The following is an 18,267-nucleotide window of genomic DNA, read 5'->3' on the forward strand; positions in this document are numbered from 1 at the left end:
TCAGCTGATTTTGCCGGGCCACTTTGCTCGGGCAGCACCAAATTCGACTTGAGCCGAATGATTTGGGCCAAATGACTTGAGCCAGTGTTGCCTCGCGAGCCTGATTGCAGCGCTTCGCCCTGCGCAGGCCAAAAGATGTTAGTACCGTAAACGAAGCCCGTGAGAGATGAACGTTATGACCAAAGAACTTGACCTAATCACCATCGGACGCTCCGGCGTTGACCTGTACGGTTCACAGATTGGGGGCCGCCTGGAGGATATGGGGTCCTTTGACAAATATATCGGTGGTTCGCCAACGAATATTGCCTGCGGCACCGCCCGGCTGGGGCTGAAGTCGGCGCTGATTTCGCGGGTCGGTGACGAACATATGGGCCGGTTCATTCTGCAACAACTGGCCCGCGAGGGGGTCTGTACCGATGGCGTTGTGACCGATCCTGACCGGCTGACCGCGCTGGTGATCCTTGGCATTCGCGACGAAGACCAATTCCCGCTGATTTTCTACCGTGAGAACTGCGCAGATATGGCGCTCTGCGAAGACGACATCGACGAAGATTTCATCAAATGCGCGCGGGCATTGGTTGTCACCGGCACCCATCTGTCCAATCCACGCACCGAGGCCGCGGTGCTGAAGGCGCTGACGCTGGCGCGCAAACACGGGCTGCGCACGGCACTTGATATCGACTACCGCCCGAACCTCTGGGGTGTTGCGGGCCACGGCGACGGCGAAAGCCGCTTTGTCGCCAGTGATACCGTGACCGAGAAACTGCTGTCGACGCTGCATTTGTTTGACCTGATCGTGGGCACCGAAGAAGAATTCCACATTGCAGGCGGCACCACCGACACGCTGGCCGCATTGGGCCGGGTGCGCCTGCAATCGGCTGCGACCCTTGTTTGCAAACGCGGCGCACTGGGCGCTGTCGCGTTTCAGGCGGACATTCCCGCCAGTCTGGAGGACGGCCAGACCGGACCGGGGTTTGCGATCGAAGTGTTCAATGTTCTGGGCGCAGGCGACGGGTTCTTTTCGGGGTTGATGAAAGGCTGGATGGAGGCCGATGATCCAGCAAAGACCCATTGGCCCACCGCGCTGAAATACGCCAATGCTTGCGGTGCCTTCGCGGTCAGCCGTCATGGCTGCACCCCGGCGTACCCCTCGGCGACAGAGCTTGAATTTTTTCTGGAACGTGGGGTTGTGCAGGCGGATCTGCGCAATGATGCCGCGTTGGAGCAGCTGCATTGGGCGACCACCCGTCACACCCGCAACGCCGGCGACTGGTCCACCATGCGGGTTTTTGCCTTTGATCACCGCCTGCAACTCGAGGAAATGGACGGCTATACGCTGGAAAAAGGCGGCGCGTTCAAAACGCTTTGCCTCAACGCCGCAAAACAGGTGCAGGCCGGGCAGGGCGGTTATGGCATCCTGTGTGACAACCGCATCGGCAAGGCGGCGCTGCATGCGGCCAGTGGCTCTGGCCTGTGGATTGGTCGGCCAACTGAATGGCCGGGCTCTCGGCCGCTGACGCTGGAACCGGAACTGGGCACTGATTTCGGGGGCTTGCGCGAATGGGCACGCGAAAACGTCGTCAAGGTGCTGTGCTTCTGCCACCCGGATGACGATGCACAAACCTGGGCCAAACAGGATGAGGTGGTGCTGCGATTGTTTGAAGCCGCCCGGCGCAATGGGCTGGAGTTCCTGCTGGAGCTGATCCCCTCCAAGGTTATGCCCACCGATGATGACACCACGGCGACGCTGATCCAGCATTTCTATGATCTGGGCGTCTACCCTGACTGGTGGAAGCTGGAGCCGTTGAAATCGGATGCTGCCTGGGGCCGCGCTGTTGACGCGATTGAGCGCAACGATCCCTATACCCGTGGCATTGTGGTGCTGGGGCTTGATGCGCCCGAGGCCGAACTTGCAGCCAGCTTTGAACTGGCGGCCAAGCACAAGCTGGTCAAAGGCTTTGCGGTGGGCCGGACCATCTTTGGCGATGCGGCACGGGCCTGGATGACCGGGACAATCACCGATCAAGAGGCGGTCGAAGAGATGGCAAGTCGCTATGAAGACCTGTGCAACATCTGGGACTTGTCCCGCAAAGAGGCCCAGTTTAGCACTGTGGAGGCAACAACATGAGCAAGACAATCCGCCTGACCGCTGCCCAGGCCATGGTCAAATGGCTGTCGGTGCAAATGACCGCAGACGGCGCGCGTTTCATCGACGGTATCTGGGGGATCTTTGGCCACGGCAATGTGGCCGGTCTGGGCGAGGCGCTGCACGGCGCTAAGGATGACTTTCCCACCTGGCGTGGGCAGAACGAGCAGACCATGGCTCATACGGCCATCGCCTATGCCAAGGCAAAAAAGCGCACTCGGGCGCAGGCGGTGACCTCGTCCATTGGGCCCGGCGCCACCAATATGGTAACGGCGGCGGCGCTGGCACATGTGAACCGGCTGCCGGTGTTGTTGATTCCCGGCGATGTGTTTGCCAACCGGCGCCCGGATCCGGTGTTGCAGCAGGTCGAAGATTTTGACGATGGGGCGATGTCGGTCAATGATTGCCTGCGCCCGGTGTCACGCTATTTTGACCGGATCACCCGGCCGGAACAGCTGTTGACTTGCCTACCGCGCGCCTTGGCAACAATGACAGACCCGGCCAGTTGTGGCCCTGTCACGCTGTCCTTCTGCCAGGATGTGCAGGCCGAGGCCTATGACTACCCACAAGCCTTTTTTGCACCCAAGATCTGGCGCATTCGTCGCCCGGAACCCGACGCGCATGAACTGGCCGAGGTGATCAGCCTGATCCGCAGCGCGCAAAACCCGATCATCGTCGCCGGCGGCGGTGCGATCTATTCTCAGGCGGAACAGACCCTTGGGGATTTTGCCCTGAAACATGGCATTCCGGTGGTGGAAACCCAGGCCGGCAAGTCCTGTCTGGCGCAGAGCCATGCGCTGAACTTTGGCGCCTCGGGTGTGGACGGGTCAGCGGCTGCAAATGCCCTGTCGGAAAAGGCCGATCTGGTCATCGGTGTTGGCACCCGGTTTCAGGATTTCACCACCGGATCCTGGTCGCTGTTCAGCAACCCTGACCGCAAGCTTGTCTCGATCAATGTCGCCGCCTATGACGCGATGAAACACGGCGCAGTTCCGCTGCTGTCGGATGCCAAAGTGGCGCTCGATAAAATCTCGGCGGCACTGGGTGATCATAAGGCAGCGTCACCTGATACCGCTGCCCGCGCGGCTTGGCTTGATGCGGTGACGGCGCACTGTGCGCCGCGCACCGGCACACCTGAGGGCTACCTGCCAATGGACTGCGAAGTCATCGGGGCGGTGCAGCGCGCAACCGGTGAAAATGCCGTAGCGATGTGTGCCGCCGGAACCATGCCGGGGGCGCTGAAACTGCTGTGGCAGCCCTCGCAGGGGGGCTATCACATGGAATATGGCTATTCCTGCATGGGCTATGAGATTGCCGGAGCCATGGGCCTGAAACTGGCCAGCCCCGAGCGCGAGGTGATCTGTTTTGTCGGCGATGGCTCTTACATGATGGCGAACTCGGAACTGGCCACGGCCGTCATGCGCAGGGTGCCCTTTACCGTGGTGCTGACCGACAACCGTGGTTATGGCTGTATCAACCGCCTGCAACAGGGCTGCGGCGGTGAAGAATTCAACAATCTTTACAAGGACTGCAACGTCGAGCAGCAACCCGAGATCGACTATGTCGCCCATGCCGGATCAATGGGCGCACATGCGGTCAAGGCCCGCGATATCGCCGATCTCGAAGCCCAGATTGCCGCGGCCCGAGGCCGCAACATCCCCACCGTGATCGTCATCGACACCGACCCGACCAATGGTCCGGGCTTTGGCGAGGCTGGTTCCTGGTGGGATGTGGCGGTGCCCGAGCAGAGCTCCAGCGACAAGAAGCAACAGGCCTATGCGGCATATCTTGCAAACAAACAACGTCAGCACTTGGTGAACTAAACGCTGAACGACCAATCTTGCGGGCAACATGTCCCGTTTCGGAGAGACGACTATGATCCAATTTGGCACCAATCCAATTGCCTGGGCGAATGATGACGACCAGAGCCTGGGTGCGGATATCCCGACCAAGCGCATTCTGCACGAGGCCGGCGAGGTGATTGGCTTTGAGGGTATCGAGAACGGCCATCGCTGGCCGCAGGACGACCCGGAGGCGCTGAAACAGTTGCTGGGCAGCTACGGGCTGAAATTCATCTCGGGCTGGCACTCGCTGAACCTGTTGGCGCATAGCGTCGAGGACGAGAAAGCAGCCATTCAGCCGCATCTCGACAAGCTAAAGCACAATGGCTGCAAGGTGGCGATCGTCTGCGAGACTTCGAACTCGGTGCAGGGCTCGGCGGTTCCGGTCAATGACGCACCGGTTTTGTCTGCCGCCGAGATGGTGGCGTTTGCGGCCAAGGTCGAAGAGATCGCGCAATATTGCGCTGATCAGGGCATCGCACTGGCCTATCACCACCACATGGGCACGGTGGTTGAAACTCCGGCTGAGATTGATGCCTTTATGGCGGCAACTGGCCCGGCGACCAAACTGCTGTTTGATGCCGGCCATGCCTATTTTGGTGCCAATGGCCAGGACCCGGCACCGATTTTGAGGAAATACATCGATCGTGTCAGCCACTTTCATGCCAAGAACGTGCGCCCTGCGGTGATGGCAGAGGTGCGCGATAACGGCCTGTCCTTTATGGATGGCGTGCGCGGGGGTGTCTTTACCGTGCCGGGTGATGACGAGGGCGGCATTGAATTCACGCCTCTTCTCGGTATCCTTGCGGATCAGGGTTATGACGGCTGGATCGTGATCGAGGCCGAACAGGACCCCGCTGTCCACGACCCGCTGAAATATCAATCTCTGGGGCTTAAAACCCTGAAATCTATTGCAAACGAAGTGGGGCTGACATGAGAGATCTTCTGAACAAACCATTTGGCAACCACGGCAAGGTGCATGACATCACGCCGCAATCGGCTGGCTGGCGTTACGTTGGCTTTGGTCTGTATAAGCTGCGCCCGGGCGAGACCGCCGAGGAGCTGACCGGTGATAAAGAGGTCATTCTGGTGATGATCGAAGGCAAGGCGGCGATCACTGGCGCTGGTCAGGACTGGGGGGTGCTGGGCGACCGGATGAATGTCTTTGAAAAGACCGCTCCGCATTGCCTGTATTTGCCCAACGGCACCGAGTGGAAAGCCACTGCGCAAACCGACTGCACCATCGCCGTGTGCACCGCGCCCGGAAAATCGGGCCATGAGGCGCGGCGGATTGGCCCGGATGGGATCGAACTGACCTCCCGCGGCAAGGGCTCCAACACCCGCCACATCAACAATATCGCCATGGAAAACGAAGACTATTGCGACAGCCTGCTGGTGACCGAGGTCTTTACCCCGTCGGGAAACTGGTCGTCCTACCCGTCACACCGCCATGATGAGGATGATTACCCCAATATTACCTATCTCGAAGAGACCTATTATCACCGGTTAAATCCAGCCAATGGCTTTGGAATCCAGCGTGTCTATACCGATGATCTGCAATTGGACGAAACCATGGCGGTTCAGGACGGTGACGTGGTTTGCGTGCCGCGTGGTCACCATCCCTGCGGAGCACCCTATGGCTTTGAGATGTATTATCTGAACGTGATGGCAGGACCGCTGCGCAAGTGGCGTTTTGTTGCGGCGCCAGAGGTCGAATGGATTCTGGAACGCGACGCCTAATCGGACAACACGGAAACCCTGAGGTTTTTCAACTGGCTGCGACGGGATATGCTGTGGCCAGGCAGGCCCATGCACAGGCCCATGCACAGGCGCGTCGCGCGTTTGACTGAAATGGATTTTGGCATTGGTCTGTGGGCCTGGCCGGATGACGATCTGGGCAGGCTGGACAGGGTCACAGTTTTTTGACCCGCAGACCCGAAGATTGAGGTCGCCAATGCCGTCGGCGCGGCCCTTATATGGCGTCGAGCTTAGGCTCCCCAGCCCGACCCGCCTGCCCAAACCGAAGCCGTGACCAAGAGACCCAAAGCCGCCCGTCCCTTGTTCTAAAGAGGGAGGACCGGGGGCGGGCGGCTTTGCTGTCCAATTTTCGAAACTATGGCTAGAAATCGACGGCTTGGATCTCTGTGCTGAGCGTGACGATCCGGTCTAGCTGGGCCGAGATCCTGCCCTGAAAGACACCAAGTTGATCGATGATGGCGGTGAGTGCCTCGCCTTCGGTGGGCAGGCGGGCGCTTTCGATTTTGCACAAAACACGCGTCGAGCTGAGCCCGAGGAAGTGGCGGTGCATGACTTTACAGGCATTCAAGATACGGTCAGATTCGGAATTGACATTGACCATGCCGACGCGGGCGCGATCACGTTGTTCAGAGACCAGTTTTGCAAGGATTTTGCGCTCGTCCTCCATAACAATTCCAGTCGCGGACCGCTGTTCACTTTTCAGTTGAACGTCACATTCGACCAAAATCCGGGCCATGCATTCAACAAACATACTGTCGTTTACGGCGCTTTTGATCGAGGCAAAGTTGCTTTCTTCACCCAAGACATGGGTGGCAAACCAGTCAGACATAGTGCGTGACATGGTGCCGTAGTTTTGAGAGAGAACCGTCACGGGTCCACCGGCAGGTTCGATCCGAGATGCGATGACACGCAAATTATGTGGGATGGTTCGCATCGCCTCAAATTCCTGAACCAGAGCCGCTGTTTCCTTGGTCAGATCATCAGAGTTTTGCAGCATTGATCTGAAGTCTTTTATTTTCCGGTCTTCTTCATTTTTCAGCCCAGTATCCCGGGCCATCAATTCTTCGGTCAGCGCATGGCCGGCAAAGCTGTGATAATCGTCAAAGCCGAGTGTCTTCAGTCGGTCTAACAGACGTTGGGCGCTGTCTTCGGGGCTTAAACCCTCAGCCTGTTCTGCCGCCAAAAGGGCTTCGTATTCGGTCACGACTGTAGCGAACAGAGGGCTGGTGGGTTTGATGCGGGCGGACAAATAGCCCTCGCCGCAGGGGACAACAACCGCAAACACCCAGTAATGCAGCCCATCCGCTGCTTTGTTCTTGACGTAAGCCCCCATGGAGCCTCCGGCCTTCAGAGTGTCCCAAAAAATTTGGAATACGCCGCGAGGCATGTCCGGGTGACGGATGACATTATGCGGTTTGCCCAACAAATCATCAGATTGATAGTCGGACACGCGTTGGAAAACGTAATTGAAGGCCCGAATGATACCGCGATCGTCCGTGCGGGAGAAGAACACCTCTCCCAAACCAAATGGGGCTTCGCCAGATGTTGGACGGCTTTCTTTACGACGATCATGAAAAGACACTTGTTCGATCCCATTCAGGTTATGTTGCTCGCCAAAATTCTTATAGGTAACTCCTTCCGAAACGGTTAATTGCCGCCTATGTCGGCAGCGGAGCGTCGCGTTTTAATTGGTCCATAACGATCTGGCTGTGTACCCGGGCCACGGCTGGATGGGGCAGCAGTACCTCATGCAGCAGAGTGTTCAATCCAGGTAGGTCAGCGCAATAGACCCGCAGCAAGTAATCCGCGTCTCCGGTCATCGTCCAGGCCGAGGTGATTTCAGGGCGGGTGCTGATCAGACTTGCAAAACTGGCGGATTGTTCGGGGCCATGACTGTGCAAGTAGACTTGCACAAACCCTTGGATCAGAAGGCCTATTTTTGTGGCGTCAAGGCGGGCAAAATAGCCCTGAATATAGCCCTCGCTTTCCAGTCTTTGGCGCCGTCGTCCAGCCTGACTGGGCGAGAGATTAAGCAAGTCTCCCAGTTGCTGCGCGGTCAAATGGGCGTTGCTCTGTAGGGCGGCGAGGAGTGTGGTGTCTATTGCATCCAGCATTTGCGTACCTGTGTCATAATCCCACATGAAATCGGGAGATTTGCGCGTTTTTGGTGAGTATATGGCGGTGGTCGCGCAATTCAAGCCAACATTTTGCGGCGCCGAACGCGTCAGTATTGGACAAATGGCCTAGCCGTTTGGCATTTTCAAGGTCAGGCTGCGACTGCCCTTTTGGTAGCGTAATTCGGTGTCGCCGATGGCCACCACCTGACCGCCGTCAATCTTGTCGCCAACCATGACCTTTTTATATCGCCCTGAGGCAAGGCGAACCAGCGCGCGGCGGTTCGAGGGGGTTCCATAAACGCCGATCAGGTTGACCTTTCGCAGGTTTATCGAGTTCTCCATCGTCGCCTGCCGGGCGACCGAAGCTGAGGTTGGGATCGAGGGGGTCACAGTGGTCGGGGCAATGGTCGCGGGCTGATTCAGAATGCCGGCAATGGAGGCCGAGGCCGAGGCTGGCGCTGTATTATTTGTGTTTCGCTGAGCCCGGTCGACAAGGTTGGCAAAATTGACCGGTCGCGATCTGGGCACAGTTGAGGTGGCAATGGCCTGCTCGGTCGCGGGCAGGCTGTTCTCATTTGCCGGGCGCGAACTGGCGGGGCGGGAGCGCGGGCGTTTTTGGCCCAGTTCAGCCAGGCTGAGACCACCAAGATGCGCCCGTTCGGCCTGTTCCTGCAAATCATCCGGTCGCGTCCGCGGTCGCAGCCGCGCCAGCACCGATCGCTGTTCATTGATCTGCGCCTCAGCCTGCGGATCGGGGCGGTTGGGCGTTGGCGGTGGAACCGGGCTGGGTCGCCCCAGGAAAATCATCACCCCGTCGGGATTTATCGTCCCGTCCGGGGTGGCGCGTACCAAACCGCGTTCATCCAGATCAAATGCACTGCCAGCTATGGTCGGGGAGGTGACGAAATCCAATGGGTCGTCGGTGGCTAGGCCACTTGCTAGGGGCAGGGCCACGGCGTCCTGCGACAGGTCTGTATTGTCGATGGAGGCGACATAGAGATCACCAAGGCCGATCACCGCCGGTAGCTCCGGCATCTCTGGAACGCTTTGCCAAATACCAACAGCGGCATATTGGGCGGCCTGAGACAGCTCTATAATGGGCGCAACCTGGAGGCCTTCAACCGCATCAAAGATGGCTTCGGCAACCAGATCTGTAGGCTCTGATTGCCGAAGGGCATCCAAAACGGCAATATCGGTGCCTGTCAGGCCAGCTGGTTGGGAGGCGCTCTCAACAGGGGCAACCATCCGGTCTATCAGGTCGTCCGGTCGGGCACTGACCTGAGGTTGAAGAATTTCAGGCCGTTGATCTTGACCAGTCTCGATCGCCGGGACCGGCAAAACAGGGGGCGGGGCGGGCGATTGTGGCGCCACAGTGGCGTCGATTGGCACGGGGGCCGAAACCGTCTCTTCGGCGGTAGGTTCCTGGCCTGAAGAAAACCATGTGGTTTTGGAAGAGAAAGCCCAGGCCGCGACCGCAGCCATGAACAGCAACAGGGCGGCAACCAACACCGGTCCCAGGAATGGTGGTTTGCCGCCAACGTCCTGTGGTTGCCTGAGGCCGAAGGGGGGGGGGCAGGCTTGGCTGTCGCCTTTGATTTCGCGCCTGTTGCGGCCTCGCTTTTTGCCTGGCTTGTTGGCTGGCGGGATTGAGGAGGCAGGTCTTGGGCCGCCGCCGTCTGTTGGCGAATTGACAACCCAGTGTCGTCGGCAGCTGATGCCGGGGTTGGATCCTGGTCGTGACCAGGGACCGATGGCGCCGATACCTGCGCGGCAGTGGCGGCGCCGAGAGATTTTGATGGCTCCTGCAGCGCTGCCGCCACCCGTATCGTTGTCTCGTCTGGCCGGGGATGATCGGACGGGGCCGATTGCAAAAGGGACGGGGCCGATTGCAAAAGGGCTGGTGCAGAGATGGTGTCGTGGCTGTCCGTTGCCGAAGGCGCCCGGTTCGCCCCGTCAAGAACCGGCGCTCTGCCTGAGGCCTTGCGGCGGCGGCTGCTGAACCCGGGGGTTGGGATAGGGCGCGTGTTGCTGGCTTCGGCTTGATCCATCTGGTCTGGCTCGACCAGATGCCCCGAAGCCTTGGGCTCGGGCGGTTGGGGGGTGCCATCGGCCTTATCCGGTTGCCCTTCGGCCGCTGGGGTAGGGTCCGGGTCTGGATCCAGATCTGAGGCAGACGGCGGACCGGGAATATCAGCCGGGCCAATGTTGACCACGGCGATGCCGTCCGGCTCGACCACGGTGCCGCGGATGGCGCGTGTGGTGCCAAAGAAGGGCTCGCCCAAAAAGGCTTCCTCACCAGGTGCTGCAACAAAACTGGTGGGTCCAAAGCCATGAGTGTTGGCAAAGGATTCCGCCTCTTCCAGGGTTTCTATGGCCACCGCCGCCACATGGGTCAAAACCCCGTCCTGTGATAGGTCAAAGGCCAGCTCGCTCACCGGATAGGGGGTGGCCCCATCCAGCGCAGTGCGCGCCATGTCCATCCGCGTGTCGCCGTCGACAAGCCCTGTTTCCAGTGTCAGATAGCGGATTTGGCTATTGGGGATGATCAGTTTGCAGAACATCACTCCGGCGGCCAGCTGTTGCGCCTTTGCCCGCAGATCTTCGAGCGCAGTGTCCAGATCGGACGAGTCCAATGCGACGCGGCCAACCAGCCGCCATCCTCCGGCGGCCCGGTGCAGGAGGGAAATGCCATCCGGAGACAGCGATAGCGCAAAGCCCGGTTTCATGATGTGGTTTGACCATCCAAATCGTTTGTGCCCACGACAGTGTTGCAAGCATGTGGGCTTGCCCGCTAACTCTAAAGCAGGAGATCGCCGAGGAAAAGTAAAACACACATGATCCGTCTTGTATGTGTCCATCATGACCACCATTATCCGCTGTTCAGAGAGGATTTTCACATGAAGAGTAATCGATTTCTTGTTTCTGCCCTGATGTTTGCGCTGTCTGTCGGCCCGGGCTGGGCGGCGGACTTGTCACCGCAGCGGCAAATTGCCGTCACTGGAGAGGCCCATATCCAGGTTGCCCCATCGCTGGCTTTGATTTCCCTGGGCGTGACCGACGAGGCAGACCAGGCGGTTGACGCGATGCGGACCGTGTCAAAATCAATGGTGGCGGTGATCGACCGGTTGCACCAGGCCGGACTTGATCCAGATGATATGCAGACCCAGCAGATATCTGTCTCCCCCAATCGCAGGCAATCGGGATCGTTGAGCGGCAGCGATGATCGCAATATCACCAGCTTTACGGCCAGCAATAGCTTGGAGATACGGGTTCGGGATCTGGATCAGCTGGGGGACATTCTGGATCAGGTGCTGCAAGCCGGAGCAAATGAATTTCGGGGGTTGATATTTGGCGTCGCGGATCCAGCCGCGGTCCAGGATCAGATCCGCGGCAGCGCGGTCAGAGACGCCATCCGCAAGGCCGAGCAATTGGCCGCCGCAGCCGGAGTTAGCCTAGGCCCGGTGATGTCGATAACGGATCACGGCGGCGGTGGTGGTGGCCGGCCTATGGCAATGGAAATGACTCGTAGCGTTGCGATGCCGGTTGAGGCCGGACAGTTGCGCTTTTCACATAATGTATCCGTGGTGATTGCTATCTCATCACCTGAAGGCGCTGAATAAAATATGGCCGGGCGTATTGCCCGGCCATATCACTTTGGTTTCGGCCTGAATTAGCTGCAGGCTTTGGCCAGAGCCTGATCCAGATCCGCGATCAGGTCCTTGCTGTCTTCGATGCCGATCGACAGGCGCACCACATTGGCGCCAGCCCCCGCGGCCTCTTGCTGTTCCGGCGACAGTTGCCGGTGGGTGGTCGAGGCCGAGTGGATGATCAGCGAGCGAGTATCGCCGAGATTGGCCACGTGGCTGAACAGTTCCAGCCTGCTCACCAATTCAACACAGGCGTCATAGCCGCCCTTGACGGCAAAGGTGAACAACCCCCCAGCGCCTTTGGGATAGCAGGCCTTGGCACGCTCGTAATACGGCGACGATGGCAATCCGGCGTAGGTGACATAGTCCACCCGGTCGTCTTTCTCCAACCAGGCCGCAATTGTTTCGGCGTTCTCCACATGGCGTTGCATCCGCAGCGACAGTGTCTCGATCCCCATCAGTGTATAATGCGCTGCCTGTGGGTTCAGGGTCATGCCCAGATCCCGCAATCCGATGGCGATGCCGTGGAAGGTGAAGGCCAAGCCGCCAAAGGTCTCGTGGAACTTTAGCCCGTGATAGGCGGGCTCCGGGGCGCTGAGCGAGGGGAATTTGTCATTGGCAGACCAGTCGAAAACCCCTGAATCGACGACGCAACCGCCGGTGACGGTGCCGTTGCCCGTCAGGTATTTGGTGGTCGAATGCACCACCAGTGTCGCGCCCTGTTTGATCGGGTTGCACAAATATGGCGTCGCCGAGGTGTTATCGACAATCAAAGGAATGCCAGCGGCGTCCGAGATATCAGCCAGGGCGCGGATATCGGTGACATAGCCGCCAGGATTGGCGATCGATTCACAAAATACAGCCCGGGTGTTTTCATCAATCGCAGCCGCCACCGCGTCCAGATCGTCGGTGTCGACAAAGGTGGCGCTCCAGCCAAAGCGTTTGATGGTCTGGCTCAACTGGGTAATAGAGCCACCATAGAGCCGGGTCGAGGCCACAACATTGCAACCCGGCTGCATCAACGGAAACAGCGCCATGATCTGCGCCGCATGCCCCGAGGAACAACAAACCGCCCCGACGCCACCTTCCAATGTGGCGATACGCTCTTGCAGAACCGCCACGGTGGGGTTGGTCAGGCGCGAATAGATGAAGCCTACTTCCTGCAAATTAAACAGTGCAGCGGCGTGATCCGCATCGCGAAACACATAGGCGGTGGTCTGGTAGATCGGGGTCTGGCGGGCACCGGTGGCCGGGTCAGGTCTGGCCCCGGCGTGAATCTGCAAGGTATCAAATCCAAAGGTGGGCTCGTCTGTCATCGTGCTGTCTCCCTAAGTGCATATTAACTGGTTTTGCCCTAAAACACCCGATTACCCCGCCCAACGCAAGCGCGATGATACCCGGAGGTGGGTCCAATTCAATCAGATCCCATGCTTCATCTGGCCAAAAATATCCCGGGGTTTGGGGCAGCGCCCCAATCCTTCCTCTCATCGCATCCAGAAACCGGCCTTTTTGATCTGGTTGCGAATGGCCTGTTCTCGTTTGGGCAGATTGTCGCGATCAAACATCGCCCGCACCTTGTCGCCGCGCTTTTGATACACCATGCGTTTCATCGGCTCAGCTCCCTTTAACACTTTCTTGATCTTATTTGGCGCGCTGACCTCGGTCAAAACCTCAACCACCCGGTCGCTTTCGCGGGCATAAAGCAGCGGTAAAAACCGATAATGACAGCTGACATCGCCGTCCAGATACCCCGCCGGCAGGCTGTCGCGGCCACCGCCAAAAGAATGTATCACCAGCGGCAACACCACCTGATCCAACCAGGGATCCAGTGACTGGCCAATCAACTCGGGCGGCAGCTCATTGCGCACCGACTGCGCGTAGACCAAAAAGCGTTTGCCAAAGACACGCGGACAGGCGCCGTAGAAAAATCCGGCATTGAAATAGAGATACCGCCGCCAGTACTCATCCGGCTGGCTCAGATCCATGCTGCTGTCAAAGTCGAGCCCAAATCGGGTGTACAAAGCGCGCCAGATCTCCGTATAGCCGGGACCATAAAGCGTTGGCTTTGGCCAGGTTCCCTCGCGACGCAACGAGGCAGAGGGCCGGGCGAAATCAAACGGCACCGACATCAGATCCCCGGTGATCAGCGTATCTGTGTCAAAGAACACAAAGGGTTCGCCCGCAGGCATCTCCTTCAGGGCCTCTATTTTATTGCCGTAGGGGTAGTCCTGTCCGAACACAGTGTTCTCAAACGGCAGGATTTCAGCGCCCAACTGCTCCAGCGCCTGTAGGACCTCAGTGTCACGAATACTTGGATCCCCTTGCCAATTCGGTCCGGGTTGCGGCACCGCGACAAACAACCGGCCGTCAAAATCAGGCGAACAATGGCGCAGCGAGGCGGCAAACAGCAGCGCCTCATATTGCAGGCGCCCCGATTGGCCAACAATCATCACGTTAAAGGAAGTTCTGCCCATGCCGCCCTCAATTGCCACCTTTGCCAGGTGGTGCTGTTGCCTGTTGGCGCAACTATAGATGTGGCAACGGCGGTCCAAAAGTCTACATTCGTGCCACCGGGTGATTTTCTTTGTTATAGTTGCAAATTTTGGAGTTTGGACAATGTTTGATGTTATTCTGGCGGTATTGGCCGCAGGGGTTCAGTCGGCTGGGGGCGGTGTGTCTACAGGCTCCGTCACTGTCGCCGCTATACCCGAGACCACCCTGATCGCCGAGCCGCAGGTGCCGTCAGGCCAGTTTACCACCGCGGTTGAAGTGAAGCCCATTCTGGCAATGACCCAGGGCAATTGGATTTCAGTGCGTGAATTTGATGGCCAGGATCTGCTCTATGTCACCCATCTGTGGGCCTGGCGCTGTGGCCTTGTCGAATTGAAACTGGGCATAAACGGAAATGCGCCCGAGGTTTGGCCGCTGCCAGAGTGTCATCTGGACCAGGGCGCGCCCAATGGGATCACAGATGCTGATGGCCTGCCATACCGTAGTTTTGACCTTGGGTCGATCACCCGGGTCGAGGTGCAGATCACCTATGACGACCTGACCACAGAGCAGGTGATGTTCAACCGCATGGGGCAGTAGCAAAACTAGGCAGGCGCTGAAAACGGCAAGGTCCGCGCGACGCTCTGCGGCCCCAGTCGATCAGGTGTGACCAACGTCATGGCGGGCCACCGACACTGATTTTAGGATGGCATGGCAGCGCAACCCGGGGGCAAGTTGCAGCGCATTTGCCGACCTCTGGGTGATCCGCGCCAGCAGCAAATCGCTGCCGCAGCAAATTTGCACCACAACACCCGGACCACCACCGGCGCGAATTTCGGTCACTGTCCCCGACAGGATATTCAACGCCGACAGCCCCTTTGGTGCATCGCGGGACAGGATCACGTCCTGGGCCAGAATACGCACCCGGGTTCTGGCGCTGGGCTGCAGGTTGATTTGGGGCAGCAGCAGGCGGCCCCCGGACACGGTCAGTTCCGTCAGCCCATCGGAGTGATGGGTTTTGACCACTGCCGGCAGCACCGAGCCGGCTTGCCGCAGGCCCAGGTGACGCACCATCGCAGGGTCGGAAAACACCTGCTCTGTTGGCCCCGCCTGCGCCACTTTCCCCTGTTCCAGCACCACCACGGTTGTCGCCAGCCTGGCCACCTCGGCGACCGAGTGGCTGACATATAAGATCGGCAGCCCGGTCGAATCGCGAAGCTGTTCCAGAAACGGCAGGATTTCGTCCTTGCGGGCACTGTCGAGCGCCGCAAGGGGTTCGTCCATCAGCAGCATCTGTGGCCGCGACAGCAAGGCGCGACCAATCGCGACCCGTTGCTTTTCGCCGCCTGACAACGTCCCGGGTCGGCGGTGCAGCAGGGATGAGATGCCGAGCAACGCGGTGACCTCCTCCAGACCGGGGCCGCTGCTTCCCTTGGGCGCAAAGCGTTTGCCGTAGTTCAGGTTTCCCAGCACCGACAGATGTGGAAACAGACGGGACTCCTGGAAGACATAGCCCAGACGGCGGCGGTGAGCGGGCAGGTCTATCCCGGCCTTACTGTCGAACAGAACCTCGGACTGGCTGGCTATTCGGCCTGCATCGGGCGTCAGCAGCCCTGCGACCGCATTGATTACGGTTGTCTTGCCGGACCCGGACTTGCCAAAAAGAGCGGTGATGCCGCTGGGGGCCTGAAACGCCACCTGAACGGTCAAATCCCCCAGATTGTGGCTGATATCTACAGACAGGCTCATCGACCGTTGATCCGTTTTGCGGCACTGCGGGCCAGCATTTCCGAGGCAATCAGCGCCGCCATAGCAACCGCGACGGACACCGCGACCAGCTTCAGCGCATCCGCCTCCCCGTCGGGCACCTGCAGGAAGCCGTAGATGGCCGAAGGCAGCGTTTGGGTTTGGCCGGGAATATTGGACACAAAGGTGATGGTGGCGCCAAATTCCCCCATGGCTTTGGCAAAGCCCAGCACCGCTCCGGTGATCAGCCCCGGCAGAATGAGCGGCAGGGTGATGGTGGCAAAAACCGATAACCGCGAGGCCCCCAGGGTGGCGGCGGCCTGCTCCAGATCGGGATCTACCGCCTCAATCGCCAGTCGGATCGCGCGCACCATCAACGGAAACCCCATGATGGCAGCCGCCAGCACCGCGCCAGTCCAGCGAAAGGCCAGCACCAGACCAAAGCTCTGCTCCAGCCAGGCGCCCAGCGGTGCCCGGCGGCCAAAGGTGATCAGCAAAAGATATCCGGTCACCACCGGTGGCAGGAACAGCGGCAAGTGCACCAGCGCATTCAGCACTTGCTTGCCGGGGAACTGCCAGCGCGCCAGCGCATGCGAGACCAGCAGCGCCAGGGGCAGGTTTATCAGCGTCGCCCAAAAACCCACCTTTAGCGACAGTCCCAGCGCCGCCCATTCTTGGGGGCCCAGCCAAGTGCTCATGGCTGCACCTGCGGGCGGATAAATCCATGTTTGGCAAAGACCGCCCAGGCCGCCTCGCTGCTTAGAAAGTCATACACAGAGCGCGCCTCGGGGGTGACCGGATCAATCAGCGCCATCGGATAGCGAATTGGCCTATGGCTGTTGGCCGGAAACAGGCCAAGCAACCGGACATCGGGTGAGGCCCCCAAGTCACTGGCATAGACGATCCCCAGCGGCGCCTCGCCGGTTGCCACCAACCGAAGCGCGGCGCGGACATTGTCTGCCTGTGCGATCTTGCCCTGCACGCTGTCCCAAACGCCCAATGCCTGCAGCGCCTCGCGGCCATAGATCCCCGCCGGAACCGCCTTGACCAGCGCCATGGCCAGCACACCGTCGCCAATAGCGGCGGCCAAATCAAACCCGCGGGCAGGGGGCAGTTGCACTGTGCTGCCCGGCGCGGCAATCAACGCCAGACGATTGCTCAGCAGATCAATGCGACTGTCTTGGGCCAGTACTCGGTCCCGTTCCAGCCGGTCCATCCAGGCTTGATTTGCCGATATGAACAGCTGCGCAGGTGCGCCCTGAAGGATCTGCCGCGTCAGCGAAGAACTGCCTCCATAAGCGATGTGCAAGGTGGCGCCCGGGTAGTCATCCGACAATTCGTCCAAAGCGCTTTTCAGACTGGCGGCGGCAAACAGGGTGACCTCTTCAGCGGCCAGCGCCCCCGGAAACAGCGCCACAGGAAACAGCGCCGCACAGACAGCCAGGGCTGAAGTCAGGCGGCGGAAAGGGCAGGGCATCGTCATCATTTTTCTCAGGGCGCAATCAGTGTGACGCCTGGGATGCGCTGGAGATGATAGATATCTTCGTCGTAGTTCTCGGTCAGGTCTGCCACCAGTTCGTCGGTCCAGCCGGCCAGATCCAATTCCTCCTCCAGCGCGTCCTCCAGGGCGAATTTGTCCAAAAAGGCCGCATAAACACGGCGCTTTTGCATTTCACTCATCTCACCATGCGTCCCCATATAGCTGCGCAGACGGGTCATGCCTTCGGCGGATAAAATAGTGGCCAGCAGGTCGAGATCCCCCAGCAAGGCCTGGTTCGGTTCCAGGCCGGCCATGTCGCGCAGGATCTGCCCCCAGGTCAGCGGCATATCCTCATAACACCAAACGGTGATTGCAATATCCGGTACCGCCTGCCGCATCCGCTGCATCATTTCCGACCAACGCAGTTGCCGTGGATCTGTTTGTTTCCTGACGTCACGCAATCTCTGGGGTGAGGCTTTTTCCAGCAGTGCCGGCAAAAAACCAGCCGGATTGCGCAGCCCCATGAAGATCTCAATCTGATCATAGGGGAATAATTGTTGCAGGTATTGCATCCGCTGCACGGCTTCTGGGTACAGCAAGTTATCCTGCAGGGCGCTGCGCTGCGACCCAAAGAAATGCGGATTTGACAGCACCACCCGGTCAGCGTTTTCTTCGTCAAGGATGGCATCCCACAACACGTCTCGCGAATCCGCGGCGGCGGTGCCAGCCTTGAGGGCAGAGAAGCAATCTTTCAGCAGGCTGCGATACTTGCCCGGTCCCGGCACTGCGATGCCGCGTTTGGAAAAGTCTTGCTTGTTGCGCAGCAGGCTTTTCAGCAGGCGGTCTTCTTCAGTGGCATGAGCGCCGGTGTGCACAATAACCTGCATCTTATTGTTTGGTCCTTCGTGGTTTTATCAATCTGTATTGAGTACGGCGCGCGGCTTGTCAGGTCAAATTTCTCGACCGAGCAAGACAGATTTGAAAAAAATCGTATCCGCAGTGCCACGACAGTGCTTTTGCCGCTTGCACCCCCCCCAAAGAG

The 18,267-nt window shown here is 59.2% G+C and carries 16 protein-coding genes; 6 read left to right on the forward strand and 10 right to left on the reverse strand.

Annotation, left to right across the window (positions count from 1 at the left end; all coding sequences use genetic code 11):
- Positions 1-175: 175 nt before the first annotated feature.
- The 4 genes from QPJ95_RS17105 to iolB are packed head-to-tail and all read left to right on the forward strand — an operon-like array spanning position 176 to position 5,727.
- Entirely contained in the window at positions 176-2,128 is a 1,953-nt protein-coding gene (locus QPJ95_RS17105; RefSeq protein ID WP_270919535.1) for a bifunctional 5-dehydro-2-deoxygluconokinase/5-dehydro-2-deoxyphosphogluconate aldolase, read from the forward strand.
- The gene (gene iolD / locus QPJ95_RS17110) at positions 2,125-3,969 is read left to right on the forward strand and encodes a 3D-(3,5/4)-trihydroxycyclohexane-1,2-dione acylhydrolase (decyclizing) (RefSeq protein ID WP_270919534.1); all 1,845 of its coding nucleotides are present in this window, start codon (positions 2,125-2,127) and stop codon (positions 3,967-3,969) included. Before QPJ95_RS17105 ends, iolD begins: the two co-directional genes overlap by 4 nt.
- A 52-nt stretch (positions 3,970-4,021) precedes the next feature.
- Positions 4,022-4,924, forward strand: coding sequence for a myo-inosose-2 dehydratase (gene iolE, locus QPJ95_RS17115; RefSeq protein ID WP_270919533.1), 903 nt, complete (start codon positions 4,022-4,024; stop codon positions 4,922-4,924).
- Positions 4,921-5,727: a 5-deoxy-glucuronate isomerase gene (gene iolB / locus QPJ95_RS17120; RefSeq protein ID WP_270919532.1), complete on the forward strand. Its 807-nt coding sequence runs from the start codon at positions 4,921-4,923 to the stop codon at positions 5,725-5,727. Before iolE ends, iolB begins: the two co-directional genes overlap by 4 nt.
- A 379-nt stretch (positions 5,728-6,106) precedes the next feature.
- Here the strand turns inward: iolB and QPJ95_RS17125 are convergent, their stop codons facing one another.
- The 4 genes from QPJ95_RS17125 to QPJ95_RS17140 form a co-directional block, all read right to left on the reverse strand.
- Positions 6,107-7,327, reverse strand: coding sequence for a PAS domain-containing protein (locus QPJ95_RS17125; protein WP_270919531.1), 1,221 nt, complete (start codon positions 7,325-7,327; stop codon positions 6,107-6,109).
- Between the two features lie 76 nt (positions 7,328-7,403).
- A complete protein-coding gene (locus QPJ95_RS17130; RefSeq protein ID WP_270919530.1) occupies positions 7,404-7,859 on the reverse strand; it encodes an Lrp/AsnC family transcriptional regulator in 456 nt (151 codons plus the stop codon).
- A 129-nt stretch (positions 7,860-7,988) separates the two neighbouring features.
- A complete protein-coding gene (locus QPJ95_RS17135; protein ID WP_286018151.1) occupies positions 7,989-9,107 on the reverse strand; it encodes a hypothetical protein in 1,119 nt (372 codons plus the stop codon).
- Between the two features lie 8 nt (positions 9,108-9,115).
- A complete protein-coding gene (locus QPJ95_RS17140; RefSeq protein ID WP_286018152.1) occupies positions 9,116-10,588 on the reverse strand; it encodes a hypothetical protein in 1,473 nt (490 codons plus the stop codon).
- Positions 10,589-10,759: 171 nt separating this feature from the next.
- On the opposite strand from QPJ95_RS17140, the gene QPJ95_RS17145 reads away from it, so the two are divergent.
- Positions 10,760-11,482 carry an SIMPL domain-containing protein gene (locus QPJ95_RS17145; RefSeq protein WP_270919528.1) on the forward strand — a complete coding sequence of 241 codons (723 nt, stop codon included), beginning with the start codon at positions 10,760-10,762 and terminating at the stop codon, positions 11,480-11,482.
- Between the two features lie 50 nt (positions 11,483-11,532).
- Here the strand turns inward: QPJ95_RS17145 and QPJ95_RS17150 are convergent, their stop codons facing one another.
- Positions 11,533-12,825, reverse strand: coding sequence for an O-acetylhomoserine aminocarboxypropyltransferase/cysteine synthase family protein (locus QPJ95_RS17150; protein WP_270919527.1), 1,293 nt, complete (start codon positions 12,823-12,825; stop codon positions 11,533-11,535).
- 168 nt (positions 12,826-12,993) lie between these two features.
- Entirely contained in the window at positions 12,994-13,983 is a 990-nt protein-coding gene (locus QPJ95_RS17155; RefSeq protein WP_270919526.1) for a hypothetical protein, read from the reverse strand.
- Between the two features lie 142 nt (positions 13,984-14,125).
- On the opposite strand from QPJ95_RS17155, the gene QPJ95_RS17160 reads away from it, so the two are divergent.
- Positions 14,126-14,599 carry a hypothetical protein gene (locus QPJ95_RS17160; protein ID WP_270919525.1) on the forward strand — a complete coding sequence of 158 codons (474 nt, stop codon included), beginning with the start codon at positions 14,126-14,128 and terminating at the stop codon, positions 14,597-14,599.
- Between the two features lie 60 nt (positions 14,600-14,659).
- Here the strand turns inward: QPJ95_RS17160 and modC are convergent, their stop codons facing one another.
- The 4 genes from modC to QPJ95_RS17180 are packed head-to-tail and all read right to left on the reverse strand — an operon-like array spanning position 14,660 to position 18,112.
- Complete coding sequence (gene modC / locus QPJ95_RS17165; protein ID WP_270919524.1) at positions 14,660-15,748, reverse strand: molybdenum ABC transporter ATP-binding protein; 1,089 nt, start codon at positions 15,746-15,748, stop codon at positions 14,660-14,662.
- Complete coding sequence (modB, locus tag QPJ95_RS17170; RefSeq protein ID WP_270919523.1) at positions 15,745-16,443, reverse strand: molybdate ABC transporter permease subunit; 699 nt, start codon at positions 16,441-16,443, stop codon at positions 15,745-15,747. Before modB ends, modC begins: the two co-directional genes overlap by 4 nt.
- Complete coding sequence (gene modA, locus QPJ95_RS17175) at positions 16,440-17,228, reverse strand: molybdate ABC transporter substrate-binding protein (protein ID WP_270919522.1); 789 nt, start codon at positions 17,226-17,228, stop codon at positions 16,440-16,442. Before modA ends, modB begins: the two co-directional genes overlap by 4 nt.
- An 8-nt stretch (positions 17,229-17,236) precedes the next feature.
- Complete coding sequence (locus QPJ95_RS17180; protein WP_270919521.1) at positions 17,237-18,112, reverse strand: hypothetical protein; 876 nt, start codon at positions 18,110-18,112, stop codon at positions 17,237-17,239.
- Positions 18,113-18,267: the final 155 nt, after the last annotated feature.

Source organism: Parasedimentitalea psychrophila (assembly GCF_030285785.1).
Lineage (GTDB): Bacteria > Pseudomonadota > Alphaproteobacteria > Rhodobacterales > Rhodobacteraceae > Parasedimentitalea > Parasedimentitalea psychrophila.

Bases quoted from the DNA above. Each gene is read 5' to 3' on its own strand.
- QPJ95_RS17105 (WP_270919535.1), top strand. From the start codon at position 176: ATGACCAAAGAACTTGACCTAATCACCATCGGACGCTCCGGCGTTGAC.
- iolD (WP_270919534.1), top strand. From the start codon at position 2,125: ATGAGCAAGACAATCCGCCTGACCGCTGCCCAGGCCATGGTCAAATGG.
- iolE (WP_270919533.1), top strand. From the start codon at position 4,022: ATGATCCAATTTGGCACCAATCCAATTGCCTGGGCGAATGATGACGAC.
- iolB (WP_270919532.1), top strand. From the start codon at position 4,921: ATGAGAGATCTTCTGAACAAACCATTTGGCAACCACGGCAAGGTGCAT.
- QPJ95_RS17130 (WP_270919530.1), bottom strand. From the start codon at position 7,859: ATGCTGGATGCAATAGACACCACACTCCTCGCCGCCCTACAGAGCAAC.
- QPJ95_RS17135 (WP_286018151.1), bottom strand. From the start codon at position 9,107: ATGGTTGCCCCTGTTGAGAGCGCCTCCCAACCAGCTGGCCTGACAGGC.
- QPJ95_RS17140 (WP_286018152.1), bottom strand. From the start codon at position 10,588: ATGAAACCGGGCTTTGCGCTATCGCTGTCTCCGGATGGCATTTCCCTC.
- QPJ95_RS17145 (WP_270919528.1), top strand. From the start codon at position 10,760: ATGAAGAGTAATCGATTTCTTGTTTCTGCCCTGATGTTTGCGCTGTCT.
- QPJ95_RS17150 (WP_270919527.1), bottom strand. From the start codon at position 12,825: ATGACAGACGAGCCCACCTTTGGATTTGATACCTTGCAGATTCACGCC.
- QPJ95_RS17155 (WP_270919526.1), bottom strand. From the start codon at position 13,983: ATGGGCAGAACTTCCTTTAACGTGATGATTGTTGGCCAATCGGGGCGC.
- QPJ95_RS17160 (WP_270919525.1), top strand. From the start codon at position 14,126: ATGTTTGATGTTATTCTGGCGGTATTGGCCGCAGGGGTTCAGTCGGCT.
- modC (WP_270919524.1), bottom strand. From the start codon at position 15,748: ATGAGCCTGTCTGTAGATATCAGCCACAATCTGGGGGATTTGACCGTT.
- modB (WP_270919523.1), bottom strand. From the start codon at position 16,443: ATGAGCACTTGGCTGGGCCCCCAAGAATGGGCGGCGCTGGGACTGTCG.
- modA (WP_270919522.1), bottom strand. From the start codon at position 17,228: ATGACGATGCCCTGCCCTTTCCGCCGCCTGACTTCAGCCCTGGCTGTC.
- QPJ95_RS17180 (WP_270919521.1), bottom strand. From the start codon at position 18,112: ATGCAGGTTATTGTGCACACCGGCGCTCATGCCACTGAAGAAGACCGC.